At 65.5% G+C, this 16,887-nt stretch carries 13 protein-coding genes; 9 read left to right on the forward strand and 4 right to left on the reverse strand.

Annotation, left to right across the window (positions count from 1 at the left end; translation table 11 throughout):
• The first annotated feature begins 3 nt into the window (after nt 1–3).
• The 4 genes from AC3FKG_RS01050 (at nt 4) to AC3FKG_RS01065 (ending at nt 5,897) form a co-directional block, all read left to right on the forward strand.
• Nucleotides 4–3,219 (forward strand): efflux RND transporter permease subunit, encoded by a 3,216-nt coding sequence (locus AC3FKG_RS01050; protein ID WP_488742197.1) that lies wholly within the window; start codon nt 4–6, stop codon nt 3,217–3,219.
• 117 nt (nt 3,220–3,336) lie between these two features.
• A complete protein-coding gene (locus AC3FKG_RS01055; RefSeq protein ID WP_483708943.1) occupies nt 3,337–3,990 on the forward strand; it encodes a protein-L-isoaspartate O-methyltransferase family protein in 654 nt (217 codons plus the stop codon).
• 13 nt (nt 3,991–4,003) lie between these two features.
• Nucleotides 4,004–4,327: a rhodanese-like domain-containing protein gene (locus AC3FKG_RS01060; protein WP_483731420.1), complete on the forward strand. Its 324-nt coding sequence runs from the start codon at nt 4,004–4,006 to the stop codon at nt 4,325–4,327.
• A gap of 76 nt (nt 4,328–4,403) precedes the next feature.
• A complete protein-coding gene (locus tag AC3FKG_RS01065) occupies nt 4,404–5,897 on the forward strand; it encodes a TolC family outer membrane protein (protein WP_483708945.1) in 1,494 nt (497 codons plus the stop codon).
• 61 nt (nt 5,898–5,958) lie between these two features.
• Here the strand turns inward: AC3FKG_RS01065 and AC3FKG_RS01070 are convergent, their stop codons facing one another.
• The 4 genes from AC3FKG_RS01070 to AC3FKG_RS01085 form a co-directional block, all read right to left on the reverse strand.
• Nucleotides 5,959–6,786 carry a DUF4377 domain-containing protein gene (locus AC3FKG_RS01070; protein ID WP_488742198.1) on the reverse strand — a complete coding sequence of 276 codons (828 nt, stop codon included), beginning with the start codon at nt 6,784–6,786 and terminating at the stop codon, nt 5,959–5,961.
• Nucleotides 6,787–6,893: 107 nt separating this feature from the next.
• Nucleotides 6,894–8,183, reverse strand: a complete 1,290-nt coding sequence (waaA, locus tag AC3FKG_RS01075; RefSeq protein WP_488742199.1) for a lipid IV(A) 3-deoxy-D-manno-octulosonic acid transferase — start codon at nt 8,181–8,183, stop codon at nt 6,894–6,896.
• A complete protein-coding gene (gene waaC, locus AC3FKG_RS01080; protein WP_488742200.1) occupies nt 8,183–9,280 on the reverse strand; it encodes a lipopolysaccharide heptosyltransferase I in 1,098 nt (365 codons plus the stop codon). Before waaC ends, waaA begins: the two co-directional genes overlap by 1 nt.
• Nucleotides 9,261–10,646, reverse strand: coding sequence for a phosphomannomutase/phosphoglucomutase (locus AC3FKG_RS01085; protein ID WP_488742201.1), 1,386 nt, complete (start codon nt 10,644–10,646; stop codon nt 9,261–9,263). Before AC3FKG_RS01085 ends, waaC begins: the two co-directional genes overlap by 20 nt.
• A gap of 256 nt (nt 10,647–10,902) precedes the next feature.
• On the opposite strand from AC3FKG_RS01085, the gene AC3FKG_RS01090 reads away from it, so the two are divergent.
• From AC3FKG_RS01090 to AC3FKG_RS01110, 5 genes are read left to right on the forward strand one after another with little or no spacing between them, the layout of a single operon-like run.
• Complete coding sequence (locus AC3FKG_RS01090; protein ID WP_488742202.1) at nt 10,903–12,054, forward strand: glycosyltransferase family 4 protein; 1,152 nt, start codon at nt 10,903–10,905, stop codon at nt 12,052–12,054.
• On the forward strand, nt 12,041–13,354 hold the full coding sequence (locus AC3FKG_RS01095; RefSeq protein WP_488742203.1) for a sugar transferase: 1,314 nt from the start codon (nt 12,041–12,043) through the stop codon (nt 13,352–13,354). The genes AC3FKG_RS01090 and AC3FKG_RS01095 overlap by 14 nt, the downstream gene beginning before the upstream one ends.
• Nucleotides 13,355–13,392: 38 nt before the next feature.
• Nucleotides 13,393–14,523: a glycosyltransferase gene (locus AC3FKG_RS01100; protein WP_488742204.1), complete on the forward strand. Its 1,131-nt coding sequence runs from the start codon at nt 13,393–13,395 to the stop codon at nt 14,521–14,523.
• Nucleotides 14,523–15,782: a lipopolysaccharide biosynthesis protein gene (locus tag AC3FKG_RS01105; protein ID WP_488742205.1), complete on the forward strand. Its 1,260-nt coding sequence runs from the start codon at nt 14,523–14,525 to the stop codon at nt 15,780–15,782. Before AC3FKG_RS01100 ends, AC3FKG_RS01105 begins: the two co-directional genes overlap by 1 nt.
• Nucleotides 15,779–16,861, forward strand: coding sequence for a glycosyltransferase family 4 protein (locus AC3FKG_RS01110; RefSeq protein ID WP_488742206.1), 1,083 nt, complete (start codon nt 15,779–15,781; stop codon nt 16,859–16,861). Before AC3FKG_RS01105 ends, AC3FKG_RS01110 begins: the two co-directional genes overlap by 4 nt.
• Nucleotides 16,862–16,887: the final 26 nt, after the last annotated feature.

The following is a 16,887-nucleotide window of genomic DNA, read 5'->3' on the forward strand; positions in this document are numbered from 1 at the left end:
GCCATGTGGTTTACCCGCCTGTCGATCCAGAACCCGGTGCTGGCCACCATGATGATGCTGGCCTTCATCGTGGTCGGCCTGTTCTCTTACCAGCGCCTGCCGGTGGACCAGTTCCCCGATATCACCTTTCCCGTGGTGGTGGTGCAGACCGAATACCCGGGCGCCGCACCGGAGTCGGTCGAGTCCGACGTCACGCGCAAGGTCGAGGAAATCGTCAACACGATCTCCGGCATTGATGAGATTTTCTCGCACTCGTACCAGGGCACCTCGGTCGTCGTCGTCAAGTTCGACCTGAGCGTCGATGTCGGCCAGGCCGCGCAGGATGTGCGCGACAAGCTGGCGCTGATCCGCAAGCAGCTTCGCGACGAAGTCGAAGACCCGCGCGTGCTGCGCTATGACCCCACCGATGCACCCATCTTCTACCTCTCCGTCTCGAACGCGCCGGGTGCCGAGCGCAGCCAGCGCGAGCTGACCACGATCGCCGACCAGATCGTGCGCAAGCGGCTGGAGACCGTGCGCGGCGTGGGGACCATCAATATCGTCGGCGGCACCAAACGCGAGGTGGAAATCCGCATTCGGCCGACGCAGCTTGAAGCGCTGGGCATCGGCGTCGACCAGGTCATGAACGCGATCCGCAGCGAGAACCAGGAGCTGCCCGCCGGCGAACTGCGCTCGTCCTCGACCGAGACCGTGGTGCAGATCAAGGGCCGAGTGGCCACGCCCGACGCTTTCCGCAGGATCATCGTCGCGCGCCGCGCGGGCCAGCCGGTCACTCTGGACGAGATTGCCGACGTGCGCGACGGCCAGGAAGAACAGGAAAGCCTGGCGCTGCTCGACGGCAAGCGCGCCCTCTTCCTTTCCGTGGTCAAGGCGCAGGGCCAGAACACCGTCGATACCGTGGACGGCCTGGTGCGCATGGCCGACGAAGTGCGCAAGCTGGTGCCTGCCGGCGTGCAACTGACTGTGGTCAACGACACGGCGCGCGGCATCCGCAGCAGCGTGAAGGAAGTACGCTCCACGCTGCTCGAAGGCGCGCTGCTGACCGTGGCGATCGTGTTCCTGTTCCTGGGCTCGTGGCGCAGCACGGTCATCACGGGCCTGACGCTTCCGATCGCGCTGATCGGCACCTTCGGTGTAATGTACCTGTGCGGCTTCACGCTCAACGTGATCACGCTGATGGCGCTGTCGCTGTGCGTGGGCCTGCTGATCGACGACGCCATCGTGGTGCGCGAAAACATCGTGCGCCACAACCTGATGGGCAAGGATCACCGCACCTCGGCGCTCGACGGCACCGCCGAGATCGGGCTCGCGGTGCTGGCCACCACGTTCTCGATCGTCGCCGTGTTCCTGCCAGTGGGCTTCATGGGCGGCATCATCGGGCGCTTCTTCCACCAGTTCGGCATTACGGTGGTGGCGGCGGTGCTGATCTCGATGTTCGTCTCCTTCACGCTGGACCCGATGCTGTCCTCGGTCTGGCACGATCCCGACCTGCACGGCACCGGCAACAAGAAGAGCTGGTACGGACGCACCGTGGGCCGTTTGCTGGACTGGTTCTCGGCGCGCATGGATGCGCTTGGCCACGGCTATGCCGCGATGCTGGGCTGGGCATTGAAGCACCGGCTGGCCACCACGCTGATCGCCATCGTCACCTTCTTCGGCAGCTTTGCGCTGGTGCCGTTGATCGGCACCGAGTTCGTCCCCGCCGCCGACCTTGGCGAAACGCAGGTCGGCTTCACCACGCCGGTCGGCACGTCGATGGAGGTCACCGAGGCCAAGGTGCGCCAGGTGGAAGCCGCGCTCAAGTCCTTCCCCGAAGTCGCCTATACCTACGCGACGATCAATTCAGGCAACACGTCCGGGCGCAACAACGCGTTGGTGTCCGTGCGGCTGGTGGAACGCCGCGCGCGCAAGCTGTCCACCGTGCAACTCAACCCGAAGATCCGCGAGCGCCTGACCGCTATCGCCGGCATCACGCTGACCATGGTGGGCATGCCCGATGGCGCCGGGGGGCAGAAGGCGATCCAGGTGTCGATCCAGGGCGAAGACCTCAACGAGCTGCGGCGCCTGTCGCAGGAAGCCAGCCGCCGCATGCAGGCCATCCGCGGCCTGGCGGACCTGGATTCGAGCATGAAGGATGACCGGCCCACCATCGAGGTGCGTATCCGCCGCGAACTGGCGTCGGACCTGGGCGTGGGCGTCGCGCAGATCGGCAATGCGTTGCGGCCGCTGTTGGCGGGCGATGCCATCAGCTCGTGGCGCGCGCCGGATGACCAGAACTACGACGTGCGCGTGCGGCTGCCGCGCGACGCGCGCACCGGGATGGCCGACCTCAATGCGCTGATGATCGCCAGCAACCAGACCAACCCCGACGGCACGCCGAAGATGGTGGCGCTGCGGCAGGTGGCCGACCTGGTGCCGACCACGGGCGCCAACCAGATCAGCCGCCGCGACCTGAACCGCGAAGTCGAACTGACGGCCAACACCGCCGGGCGCTCGGCGGGCGAAGTCGCGCGCGACGTCAAGGCCGCGCTCGACGGCATGACCTGGCCGGCCGGCTACAAGTACCGCTTTGGCGGCTCGACCAAGTCGATGAACGAATCGTTCGGCTACGCGGTCTCCGCGCTCGCGCTGGCCGTGATCTTCATCTACATGATCCTGGCGTCGCAGTTCGCCAGCTTCTTCCAGCCGATCGCCATCATGACGTCGCTGCCGCTCACGCTGATCGGCGTGTTCGCGGCGCTGCTGCTGTTCCGTTCGACGCTGAACATGTTCTCGATCATCGGCTTCATCATGCTGATGGGGCTGGTCACCAAGAACGCGATCCTGCTGGTGGACTTTGCCAACCAGGCGCGGCACGGCCACGTGGACGGCGCCGACGGCCGGGCGCCGCTCTCGCGCGAGGCCGCGCTGATCGAAGCGGCGCGCGTGCGGCTGCGCCCGATCCTGATGACCACGCTGGCCATGATCTTCGGCATGGTGCCGCTCGCCTTCAGCCTGGGCGAAGGCGCCGAGCAGCGCGCGCCGATGGGCCAGACGGTGATCGGCGGCATCATCACGTCGTCGATCCTGACGCTGGTGGTGGTGCCGGTGATCTATACGTATCTCGATGATTTCGCGGTGTGGCTGCGGCGGCGCTGGCAGGGCCAGCCAGCCGTGGAGGCCAGCTCACCGGACACAGCCGGCGCTGGGGCCGGGGCACAACATCGGAGCGCTGAATGAGCCGGACGGCGCACGGAGGGTTAAAATGCGGGGTTTGACAAGTTTGCCCGGCCGTGGCACCGCGCGGCCCGGACACAAGCACCCATATAGCGGTTGGCATTGGTAAGGAATGGCAAGATGGATCTCGAAAAAGCCCGCTTCAACATGATCGAACAGCAAATCCGCCCGTGGGATGTGCTGGACCAGGAAATCCTTGACCTGCTGGCAGTGGTCAAGCGCGAAGAATTCGTTCCCGCGGCCTACAAGGGCCTGGCCTTTGTCGACATGGAGATTCCGCTGCCGGGCGGCCAGAACATGCTGCCCCCGCGCGTGGAAGCCCGCATCCTGCAGGAACTGGCCGTGCGCAAGCATGAGAACGTCCTGGAAATCGGCGCCGGCTCCGGCTACATGGCCGCGCTGCTGGCCAATCGCGCCCGCCACGTGCTGACCGTGGATATCCTGCCGGAACTCGCGGCGCTGGCCCGCCAGAACCTGGCCGATGCCGGCGTTACCAATGCCGACGTGGCCGAAGGCAATGCCGCCGATGGCTGGACCGCCGCGGCGCCGTACGACGTGATCTGCATTTCCGGGTCGCTGCCGGCCATTCCTGCGTCGATCCTGTCGCAGGTCAAGATCGGCGGCCGCATCGCCGCGTTCGTCGGCGCGCTGCCGGTCATGGAAGCCCGCCTGGTCACGCGCCTGTCGGAAACCGAGTACCAGGTGGTCAACCTGTTCGAGACCGCGGTCAAGCCGCTGATCGGCGCGGCCCAGCCGTCGCAATTCCGTTTCTGAGGAAGCAGGCGCCATGCAGGTTATCCAAGCTACCGAACTGGCCCAGTGGCTGGCTGATGCCAGCCGCGCCAAGCCGGTCCTGCTCGATGTGCGCGAGCCGTGGGAGGTGCAGACCTGCGCCATGCCCGGCATCACCCACATCCCCATGCGCGACATTCCGGCGCGCGCCGCCGAACTCGACGAGGACGCGGACATCGTCTGCATCTGCCACCACGGCATGCGCAGCATGCAGGTCGCCGCGTATCTCGAACGGCAGGGCTATGCCAAGGTCTACAACCTCACAGGCGGCGTCGATGCCTGGGCGAGCGAAGTGGACCCGGCCATGCCGAAGTACTGAGAGGCCGGCCCGCGAAGTCAAACCCGAAGAAAAAAACGACCGTTGGCCGCGCCTGTGCCGGCAACCTGGAGATGTGATGACGTTTGCGCCTTTCGCCGCGACCGGCAGGATGCGGCTGGCTGTAGCGCTGTCCTTGTATGCGCTGCTGCAAATGCCGGCGGCCTCGGCCGCCGACCTGCTGCAGGTCTACCGCGACGCCCAGTCCAATGACGCCCAGTTCGCCAGCGCGCGGGCGCAGTTGCTGGCCACGCGCGAGAAGCTGCCGCAGGGCCGGGCCGGCCTGCTGCCGCTGGTCACCGGCACGGCCGGCGCCAACCGTACCCGGCTGGACCAGACCGCGTCCCTGGCACCGGGCCTGCCAAGCGCCTCGGGCGTACGCTTCTTCGACAACAACAGCTGGGCCTTGCAGCTGAGCCAGCCGCTGTTCCGCTGGGACCGCTGGGAAACCTACAAGCAGGGCGAGCTGGCCGCGATGGCGGGTGAAGTCACGTTCCAGCAGGCGCAGCTCGACCTTATCACCCGATCTTCGCAGGCCTATTTCGACGTGCTGACCGCCCAGGACAATCTCTACCTGGCCGGCGCGCAGAAGAAGGCCATCGGCGAGCAGCTCGCGCAGGCCAAGCGCAATTTCGAAGTGGGCACCGCCACCATCACCGACGCCAACGATGCCCAGGCCCGCTACGACCTGGCCACATCGACCGAGATCGCGGCGCAAAGCGCGCTCGAAGTTGCACGCGCCAACCTGCAGCAGATCACCGGCAAGCCCGTGGACGAGTTGCTTGGGCTGCGCCCCGAGGCCGAGCTGCCCGCTCCGGTGCCGGCCGACTCCAACGCCTGGGCCGCCCAGGCCGAAGCCAGCAACCTGCAGGTGGGACTGGCCAACTACAACCTGGAAACCGCGCAGCGCGAAACCAACAAGGCGCGCGCCGCGCACCTGCCATCCGTGGACCTGGTGGCTTCTTACGGCTTCACCAACCAGACCGGCAGCGCCACGCAAGCGATCTCCACGCACTACAACGCGTCGCAGATCGGCGTCCAGCTGAGCATGCCGATCTTCGCGGGCGGCCAGATCCAGTCGCGCGTGCGGGAAACGCTGGCACTGGCCGACAAGGCCGCCAGCGACCTGGAGTTCGCACGCCGCACCGCCGCGCAAGGCGCGCGCCAGAGCTATTCGGGGGTGTCCAACGGCCTGGCGCAGGTCAAGGCGCTGGAAGCGGCCGAGCGTTCGGCCCAGAGCGCCGTGGAATCGAACCAGCTCGGTTACGAGGTGGGCGTGCGCATCAACATCGATGTGCTGAATGCCGAGGCGCAGCTGTTCCAGACGCGCGCCAACCTGGCCAAGGCCCGCTATGACACGATCATGAACGGCCTGCGCCTGAAGGCATCCACAGGCGCGCTGAAGGAAGACGATGTCGTCCAGATCAACACGCTGCTGACCTCGGCGCCGGGCGCCATGTACCAGTTGCCGCAAAAGGCCCAGGTGGGCGCAGTGGCAACGCCCGCACCGGCAGCGGCGGGTCGCCGCAGCGGCCGGCGCGATGCGCTGGCAAGCGGCACGCCGCGCTCCTGACGGACACGGGGCAGACAACGCAACGGGCCGCAATGCGGCCCGTTTTGCTTGGACCGCGGCCCTAGTTCGCGCGCGTGCGCGACTCCACGCTGAGCAACTGCCAGCGGATCGAAGGGGCATCCGCCGGCGGGTTCGCCACCTTGTACTCGCGCACGCGCAGCTTGTACGACACGCCCTGCTCGAAATCCAATCCCTCGATCGGCCCATACCAGAGTTGCCACGGCGCATCCGGCGACTCGCGCCAGCGGTAGCAGGTCATGCGGCCCACGCCGCTGCATTCCACGCGCTGGGAATCGATATAGACCGTCTTCTCGACGCTGCCTGCTGCATCGATGCGCGCGCCGCGCTGGCCGACGCCCTCGCGCTCGACAAACTGCAGCAGGTCCTCGCCGGAGGTTTTCCAGATGATCTGGCGGCCCGAGGCGCCTGCCGTCGGCTGCGTGCCAACCGTCAGAAACGGCGTCTGCATGGCCTTGAGCAAAGCCGACTCCAGCTCCATGCGCGGCGGCGGGCAGGCCATGCGCGTACCGGCGACGCGGTCGAAGCGAATGCCGGTATCGGTCTTGCCGTAGCTGCCGGTAAAGCGGTTGCAGCCGCTTGTGCCGCTGACCGTGCCCTGCGCGGCGTCGATGCCGGCGCTGAACTCGAAGATGATGGGCTGGCCGTTGTCGCCATGCGGGATATCGCGCTGCGTGCCGTCGGGCTGCTGCCAGCGCACCAGTTCCCAGCGGCTCGGGCCGGAGGATTGAGTCTGGTTAAGGGCAGTGGTGGCGCCGGTGGAGTCGGGCGCCGGCCCCGTCGCGCATGCGCCCAGGGCGCTTGCCAGTATGGCAGCGGCGGCTCCGCGCCGGGCCATCCGGCGGCAGGTATCACGGGTCAATGTCTGCATGGATTTTGGCTCCTGTGATAAGGCGAGCCAGCCAGTCATCCGACTGACCGGCGCGCCAGGTTAATGCCCCTTAGAGCCTGGGGCCTTGCTGCGAATTCCCGATCGGCTCAGGCACCGAGCGCTGGGGCCAGCGCTGCCAGCGTTCGTACGGTCGCCCCGCGGTGCACACCAGCGAACGTGCGGGCGTGCGAGCGCATATCGGCGAGCGCAGGGGGATCAGCTAGCAGCCCGGCCGCGGCCTGCATCAACTCGTCGGCATTCGCCACGCGCCGGCAGGCACCGGCCGCGATGGCGTCTTCCGTCGCCTGGGCAAAGTTGAAGGTATGTGGGCCGACCAGCACAGGCGTCCCCACTGCGCACGACTCGATCAGGTTTTGTCCCCCGAGCGGCAGCAGGCTTCCCCCGACAAAGGCCAGGTCTGAAGCGGCAAAGTACATGGCCATCTCGCCCATCGAGTCGCCCAGCACGATGTCAGCGGTGATCGGAGCGGCCAGCTTGTCGATATCCATCGCACTGCGGCGCTGGACCGAGAAACCCGCGCGCTCCGCCATGGCCGCGACTTCGCCAAAGCGTTGCGGATGGCGCGGCACCAGCAGCAAGGCAGGTCTTGGCGTGTCGCCGCCCAGTTGCGCCCAGCGCGAGAGCGCATCCAGCAAAAGCGGTTCCTCACCTTCCCGCGTGCTCGCCGCGGCCAGCACGGCACGGCCGCCGAACGCCTGGCGCAAGCGATGGCCGCGCTCGATGCCCGCTGGCGCCGGTTGCATATCGAACTTGAGATTGCCTGTGATCTGCACAGCTTCGAGGCCAAGGGCCTGGAAACGCTCGGCATCGCCGCTGGTCTGGGCCAGCACGCCGGCAAAGTCCGCATACATGGCCGACGCGGCGCGCCCGAAGCGGGCCGTACGGCGGAAGCTGCGCGGCGACAGGCGTGCATTGACGAGGAACAGCGGCACGCCCGCACGGCGCGCGCCATGCACGACGTTGGGCCAGACCTCGGTTTCCATCAGCATGCCCGCGGCCGGCCGGAAATGCCGCAGGAACCGGCCCACGAGCCACGGCAGGTCATAGGGCAGGTAGCACTGAAGGATGCGCGGCTCCTTGCCGAACAACTCCGCGCCGGTCTGCCGGCCCGTCGGCGTCATGTGCGTGAGCAGCAGCCGGTGCGTCGGATAGGCGGCCAGCAAGGCCTCGACGAGCGGCTGCGCTGCGCGGGTCTCGCCTACGGACACCGCATGGACCCACAGCCATGGGCCCTGCGCGGGAAACTGTCCGTAAAGGCCAAGGCGTTCGCCGATGTTGCGGACATAGCCCGGCTCCTTGCGCCCGCGCCAGAACAGCCGCAACAAGGCGAGCGGAAGGATGACGAGCCATAGCAGGCTGTACAGAACGCGTAGCATCAGGCCCCTGCCCCGCGTACGCGGCAAGCCGCCTGCCAGACTTCATCGACCGTGGGCACGTCACCATCATCGCCCACGTTGGCGATCCGTTCGGACCAGTACCCTTCGGTCTTCCAACGCCAGGTGGCGGTATAGATTTCCACGGTCGGACGGCACAGCGCCGCGGCGATATGGACAAGCCCCGTATCCACGCCGATCACCACCTCGGCGCGATTGATCAGCCCGAAGCCCTGCATCACGGAAAAGCGCGGCAACACCTGCGCGCCGGGCACACCGGCGGCGATCTCCTGCGCGGCGCGGCGCTCGGCATCGTTGCCCCAGGGCAGCAGCATGGCCAGACCATCGGCTTGCAGCCGTTGGCCGAGGGCGTGCCAGTTGGCCACTGGCCATTTCTTTTTCGCGCCGGCGGTGGCATGGAAGCACACCGCATAGCGCGCCGGCAATTGCGCCCAGATCGGGTCATCGACGTGCAGTGAACGCGCCGACTCGCCAAAAAATCGCGGCGGCTCGGCCGGTGCCATGCCGGTCAACGCGGCGCCAAGCAGGCGCGAGCGGCGCACCGAATGCGCCTGGCGCGGAACGCTGACGGGATTCGTGTACAGCAGGCGCGCGGCTGGCTCGTAGCCAGAACCTTGCGTACGGTTGCCAAGACCGATGATCGGCGCGCTGGCGGCCCGCGCCGCCACGCGTGCGACGACGGCGGTTTTCAGCAGTCCCTGGCTTTCGACGACGGCATCATAGCGCTGCGCGCGCAGCGCATCACGCACCTCGCCGATCTCATGCCAGATCGCGGGTTGCCAGAAGCGCTTGCGCCAGCGCCGCAGCGCAAACGGGATCACCCGCGCCACATCGGGCAGCAGGCGCACCAGGTCGACATAGCCCTCCTCCACCACCCAGTCGATCTGCGCCCCGGGCCAGCGCGCACGCAGGTCGTGGATCAGCGGCATGTTGTGGACCACATCGCCGAGCGACGAGACCTTGACTACCAGGATGCGCGGATTGGCCGGCAACGCAAACGGCGCCGTTTGCGTCACGGCGTGCGGTGCCGCGGGAGCGGCCATCACCTCACGCATCTGCTCAGAACGGGAGCTTGGCATCAGGCTTTTCGGCCAGGATCACACGCTTGAATTCGGCCTGGATGCGGGCCAGTGCGGCGTCGTTGTCGGCTTCGAAACGCATCACCACCACCGGCGTGGTGTTGGACGGGCGTGCCAGGCCGAAGCCGTCGGGGTACTCCACGCGCACGCCGTCGATGGTGATGACCTCACGCGCGCCATCGAACTTGGCGTTGGCCTTGATCTTGTCGAGCAGCGTGAACGGCTCGCCTTCCGCGCACTTGAGCTGCAGCTCTGGCGTGTTGTTGGCGTTAGGCAGTGCGTTCAGCACGGCGCTCGGGTCGGCATGGCGCGACAGGATCTCCAGGAGGCGTGCGCCGGTGTACAGACCGTCGTCGAAGCCGTACCAGCGGTCTTTGAAGAAGACGTGACCACTCATTTCGCCGGCGATCGGGGCGCCGGTTTCCTTCAGCTTGGCCTTGACCAGGGAGTGGCCGGTCTTCCACATCAGCGGCTCGCCGCCGTGCTGGCGGATCCAGGGGGCCAGTTTGCCGGTGCACTTGACGTCGTAGATCACCTGCGCGCCAGGGTTGCGGCCGAGGATTTCTTCGGCGAACAGCATCAGTTGGCGGTCCGGGAAGATCACCTGGCCGTCCTTGGTCACCACGCCGAGGCGGTCGCCGTCGCCGTCGAAGGCCAGGCCCAGTTCGCAGTCGGTGTCGCGTAGGCACTTCATCAGGTCCTGCAGGTTTTCGACGTGGGCGGGATCGGGGTGGTGGTTGGGGAAATTGCCATCCACATCGCAGAACAACTCCGTCACCTCGCACCCCAAGCCGCGGAACAGGTCGCCGACGAAGGCGCCGGCCACTCCGTTGCCGGCGTCGAGGGCGATCTTCATCGGGCGGGCCAGCTTGACGTCGCTGGTGATGCGGTCAAGGTACTGCTGACGCACATCGTACTGGCGGTAACCGCCGGCGCCGCTGCCAAAGTTGCCGGCTTCGATGCGCTCGCGCAGCGCCTGGATCTGCTCGCCGAAGATCGCCTTGCCGGCCAGAACCATCTTGAAGCCGTTGTAGTCAGGCGGGTTGTGGCTGCCGGTGACCATGATGCCGGAAGTGGCCTTTACACCATCCAGCTCGATATTCGTGCCGAAATAGACCATCGGTGTGGCGACCATGCCGAGGTCGATCACGTCCATGCCCGCGGCTCGCAGGCCTTCGACCAGGCCGCCGATGAGGTCGGGCCCCGAGAGACGGCCATCGCGGCCGACCACGACGGCCTTCTCGCCGGCTTCGGCTGCCGCGGAACCGAATGACAGGCCGATCAGGCGGGCCACGTCGCGGGTCAGCGTCTTACCAACGATGCCGCGGATGTCATAGGCTTTGAAGATGCTGGGATCGATTTGCATAGCGGGTTCCAGTTTTCAGATTCTGCTGGCCGGTGCCATCCCGACTTGCGGGACGCTCGTCGCGCCAAAGGTGTTATTTTGCCGGATCGCGAGGATAGCCGGCGCTATAATCACGCCGCCGCCCCGGAATGCGCGCCGTTGTGCCGTTCGGCGGCGTGATCGCACTTGCTGATGGGCACCCCGGCGCGCCTGTTCGTGAGGCCGGCCCAATCCGCCTTTCGACACGGCAATTTCGTTCCCGTTTGCCCGGAATCCTTTGTCAGCCACATCCGCCCACCGCCCGCGCATTGCCTACCTGATCACGAATTCGGAGATCGGCGGGGCGCAGGCGCATGTCGCAGACCTGATGCAAGCTATGCGCCAGCAAGCCGACGTCACCTTGCTGGCGGGCGGGGATGGTCACCTGTTCACCACCGCGCAGGCTGCGGGGATCCCCGTCGTGCGCCTGCGGATGCTGGATAACGCCTTTTCCCCGGTACGGGCCCTGCAGGCCCTGCGCGAATTGAAGGCGGTACTGCGCCAGGTTGCGCCGGACATCCTCCACACCCATAGCGCCAAGGCCGGCGCACTTGGGCGCGTGGCCGGCCGGATGCTGGGCATTCCCGTGATCTATACCGTACATGGCTTTGCCTTCAAGCCCGCAGCGCCCTGGCGCCAGCGACTGGCGGCCCGCGTGACGGAATGGCTGCTCGCACCGCTGGCTACCCGGCTGATCTGCGTGGCCGATGGCGAGTGGCAGCTCGCCCGCGCCCTGCCGATCGCCAGTTCACGTGTGAGCGTCATCCGCAATGGGCTGGCAGACGTGGCGGAGCGTGCCAGCCCGGGCGCGCCGCTGCGGCGCATCGCCATGGTTGCGCGCTTTGCGCGCCCCAAGCGGCCCGACATCCTGCTGGAAGCGTTCGGGCAGGCGGGGCTTGCTCAGTGTGAACTGGTCATCGCCGGCGAAGGGCCGCAACTGCCGGCCATCCGGGCCCGGGCGCAAGCCATGACCGCGGCGCACGTGGAATTGCCGGGCAGTATCCATGATGTCCCGGGCCTGCTGGCGTCCGCGCAGGTCTTTGTGCTGGTATCGGACCATGAGGCGTTTCCACTGTCGGTGCTGGAGGCCATGCGGGCAGGCCTGCTTGTCATCGCCAGCGATTTGCCCGGCATCCGCGAGCAGCTCGACGACGGCCGCTGTGGCATCCTGCTGGAAGACAATGAGCCGCAAACCTTGGCGCGCGCGTTGCAAGCCCTGGCCTCCGACGCTCCCCGGCGCGCGGCGCTTGGCCGCCTGGCGCGCCAGCGCTGGGAGCAGCAATTTGGCCTAGCTCGCATGATCCAGGCCACTTGGACCATCTATCAGGACACTCTCGCCAGCGCGCCGCGCTGCCGGGCGTCCGGCCAACGACGCCATGCAGAAAACTGACAGCCTGCGCCGACCAGCAGCCTCCCGCGCCACCGGCTCCGAGACGATCCGCCGAGCCAGTCGCATGCTGGCCTGGGCCCTGCTCGGGCTGCTCCTGTTCGGCATGAACATCGCCGTGGCAGAACTGGCACAGCGCGCCGGCTTCGTGACCTACGTCTTCAACCGGACGCTGCTCTGGTCGATCGCTCCCTACCTGGCGGCTTTCGTCCTGCTACACCGCTCATTACACCTGCCCGCCATGGAGGGCAATAGCCTGGCAGGGCTGGCCGCAACGCTGCCCTTCGCGGCCTTGCTGTTCGTGTTTGCCGGCTTCCATATCGAGTACTCGCGCGGCGCCTTCCTGCTGGCCTACTTCACCACGCTGGCGTGGATCTGGTTCGGCTACCGGCATTTCGTGCGCAACTATGTGCCGGTTTTCGGCTATACCGATGCTGCCGCACTGGAACAACTCGAAGCGGTTCTTGCCATGCCTGGGGCCGCGCCAGCGAGCCGCACCCGCTTCCAGCCGATCAGCTCGTTGGCCGAAGCGGTGAACTGCGACGGCTTGATGCTCGATCGGAACACCGCCGCCGACCCGGAGCGCACGCGCGCACTGGCGCAGTTCAAACTCAGCCATGTGCGCATCTATTCGGTTGAACGTGTCGGTGAAATGCTGACCGGCCGGGTTGGCCTTGCGCACATCGACGAGAACTTTCTCGACGACTACGCCGCGCATTACTTCTATGGGTATCTAAAGCGCGTGATCGACATCAGCACGGTGCTCTGCCTTGCCCCGCTGGCAGTACCGCTGGGATTGATGGTGGCCCTGGCCATCCGCCTGGAATCGCCAGGGCCGGCGCTTTTCCGGCAAATCCGCGCCGGTCTCCTCGGCAAGCCCTTCACTATGTTCAAGTTCCGCAGCATGGCCGTAGACAACTCGGGCGGCGCCCAGTTTGCGGCGCGCCGAGACCCGCGCGTGACGCGCGTCGGGCGGTTTATCCGCAAGTACCGGCTCGATGAAATCCCCCAGTTGTGGAATGTGCTAATTGGCGACATGAGCCTCATCGGTCCGCGCCCCGAACAGATCCCGATGGTCGAGGACTTCGAGCGCACCATCGCTTACTACCCGTATCGCCATCTGGTACGACCGGGTCTGTCGGGCTGGGCGCAGGTTCAGCAAGGATATGTGGGCACGCGCGAAGAAACGGTGACGAAGCTCAGCTACGACCTCTACTACGTCAAGCATTGTTCGTTCGCGCTGGACTTGCTGATCGCCCTGAAGACGATGCAGACGATCCTGACCGGGTACGGTGCGCGGTGACACGGCAGGCATCGACAAGCATGCCCGTGCAGCGGCCTATGCGGATACTACTGCTTTGCACTGGCCTCAAAATGGGTGGCGCTGAACAACAAATTGCCTCCCTTGCACGGCAATTCCTGCATGACGGACACGCGGTGGCGGTTGTAAGCCTGACAGCCGAGCAGGAAGTGCCATTGCCGGAAGGCGCTACTGTGCTTCAACTCGGCACGCGCAAGACGCCACTGTCGTTTGCGATGTCGCTATGCCGACTCCATCGGTTTGTACGGCACTGGCGGCCCGACGTCATCCATGCCCATATGGTTCACGCCAATATTGCAGCCCGAATTCTTGCCGCACTGACCGAGGCGCCACCCGTACTGTGCTCCGCGCACAGCGCCCGCGAAGGCGGGAAGGCACGCATGCTTGCATATCGCGTAACCGACCGCTGGGCTGCACTGAACACGCACGTCAGCGAGGCGGGACGGCAAGCCCTGATTGCGGCCGGTGCCGTCGCGCCGGAGCGCATCCTCGTTGTGCCCAACGGCATCGACACCGCCATCTTCCGCGCGGATCCGGCACGACGTCAGGGCACGCGCGCCGCGCTGGGCGTGGACGCAGACACGAAAGTCGTCATCAACGTGGGCCGACTCGTGCCAGAGAAGGCGCACCACGTTCTGATCGAAGCCTTTGAGCGACTGGTACGCAAAGCAGGTTGCGAAACGCCATCGGCCGGCCTGCGTTTGTTCATCGCGGGCGAAGGTCCGATGCGAAGCCGGCTCGAGACGACCATCAACCGCCTCGGTCTACAGGGCGTTGTCACATTGCTCGGCATGCGCCACGACGTACCGGCGTTGCTGAATGCCGCCGACGTGTTCGCGTTGTCATCCGATATCGAGGGCATGCCGCTCGTCATTGGGGAAGCGCTGGCCAGCGGCTGTGCAGTGGTGGCGACAAACGCGGCCGGCGTAGCGGAATTGCTCGGGGATGCCGGCGAGATCGTGCCTCGGGGCAACGCGCCGGCCTTGGCCGACGCGCTCGGCGTCGCCATGGCATCCGGTGTTGCCACGTCCGAGGAACAGATGGCGCGCCGACAGCGCATCGTCGAAAAGTTCGGCCTCGAAGCCGTCGCGCGGCAATGGGTGAGCTGTTACGCCAGCCTGGCAGGCAACGGCATACCGGAGCCCGCCTGATGAGACGGCAAGTTGCGAGCAATCTCGCATGGATGCTGATGGAGCGCGGCCTGCAGGTCGCCGGCGGCATCGGCATTGTTGCCATGCTGGCGCGCGGGCTTGGTCCGGAAGGCTTTGCGCATTTTCAGTATGCGCAGGCGGTGGTGTATATCGCGGCCTCGGTGGCGTTGATCTGCGGTGGAGAGGTAGTGATTCCGCGGCTGGTGGCAAATACGGATCCGGTGGCGCAGCATCGGCTGGTGGTGCATGCGTTCGTGTTGCGGTTCGGGGCGGGAGTGTTGGCGTATTTGATGATTTGCGCTTTTATGCTCGTGACCCGGCAAGGGCCAGAAACTTGGATTCCGGCCCTGATACTCGGCATTGCCGTCTTGCTGCGCGAGCCTTCGGGCATCGTGACGGCATGGATGCAGTCCCATACGCGCACGCGGCCGAATGCCGTCATCAATATTTCGTCGCTGAGCGTCAAGGCGGCAGCGGTTGGCGTGTTGTTCTGGCTCGGTGACCAGAGTGTGACGGCCTACGCGGCGGCGATTTCGGTCGAACCCATTCTTGCGGCATTGCTGCTGGTGCAGTTCTATCTGTCCCGCGCACCCAAAGCGCGCGTCAGCGCGGATACCCTCCTGGCGAAGGAGCTCTTCAGCAACGGCACGCTGTTCTGGGTCAGTTTCATGCTGATGATGGGCTCGCGCCGCGTTGACCAGCTATTGCTCAAGCCCTTCGTGTCGTTGTCCGAGTTCAGCGCCTACGCCGCCACCATGCAGATACTGGACAACTTCGTGACAGTGGCCAGCATCCTGGTCGCAGGAATTGCGCCGATGTATGTGTATGCGCTGCCGACCTTGACACAGGCCCGAAGGAATATCGCGCGCATTGCGGTTGGCATGGTAGCGGCTGGCATCACGGGCGGCGTCATGATCGCCATATCCGCGCACTGGATTATCCAACTACTCTACGGCTCGGCGTTTGCCTCCGCGGCCGAACTGCTGCGGCTGGCAGCAATGGTCTCCTCGCTCGTGTTCGCGGACGTGGCCCTGACGCTGCTGCCGGTCTATATGCGCCGCCCGCAGTTGGTGGCGCTCAAGTGGGGCATTGTGTTTGTCACCACGATCGTTGTCGATGGCATCGCCATCCCGCACCTTGGGGCGCGTGGGGCAATTCTTGGGTATGCAGTGGCCAATCTGCTTGCGATAGCGTTCGGTATCGTGGTCTGGCTGCGTCAGACACAGGGAACCGCGGCGCCGCATAGGGCGAAAGCATGAGCCAGGGTCGCCATGTCTGCTTCCTGACGGGTACGTTGAACGCCATGGCGGGCGCAGAGCGAATGACGGCCGTCATTGCAAATGCGCTGGCCGACCGCGGGCATACCGTCAGCATTCTCAGCCTGTGGGACAAAAAGAGCTGTTTTCCACTGCATTCTGCTGTTCGGCACGAGACCTTGTTTCTGGAAAGGCCATCATTCAAGAAGGCCTATCTGACAACCGTGGTAGGCATTCGCCGGTATTGTCGGGATCGGAAGGTCGATGTTCTGGTGCAGGTTGACACCATGCTTGCGCTGTTTACACTGCCTGCCACGGTCGCCTTGGGCGTTGAGCATATTGCCTGGGAGCATTGTCACTTTGATGAGCATCTTGGCCGGCGCGCTCGAAGGCTTGCGCGGCGGTTGGCAGCACGATACTGCAAGCATGTCGTGGTGCTGACGGACCGGGATCGGCGACGCTGGCTGGAGGCGTTACGGCCTCGCAGCAATGTGGTGGCCATCCCTAACCCCCTGCCCTTTCCCTTCCCTGAAGAGCCGGCTCCGCTGACCAGCAAGACAGTATTGGCAATGGGCCGGTTGGTGCATGCCAAGGGTTTTGATGTGTTGATACGGGCGTGGAAGCGCGTCTCAGCGGAGGCACCTGACTGGAAGCTTGTTATCCACGGAGAAGGTGAAGAGCGGCTGGGCCTGACTGCGCTGATCGAGGAGCTAGGTCTGCAGGATAGTGTCAGCTTGCTGGGGATCTGCACGGATGCGCCGGAGGCTTATCGGAAGGCCTCGATTTTTTGCCTGAGTTCTCGGTATGAGGGGTTTGGGCTGGTGTTGATTGAAGCTATGGCATTCGGGTTGCCGATAGCCTCAACTGACTGCGAGACTGGACCAAAGGAATTGCTGAAAGATGGCGAAAACGCATTGCTTGTTCCGGCGAACAATGCAGGGGCGCTCGCGGAAGGGTTGTTGCAACTTATCCGAAAGCCAGACCAAGCTGCGCAGATTGGCGCTACGGGACGAGAAAAGGCGGGAGCATTTGCTTTAAATGGCATTGCGACAAAATGGGGCAAATTGACGGAGCGAAAGTGAACGAAGGACTAGTACAGATGCCTTTC

The sequence above is a fragment of the Cupriavidus sp. 22TCCZM04-2 genome, from assembly GCF_057798895.1.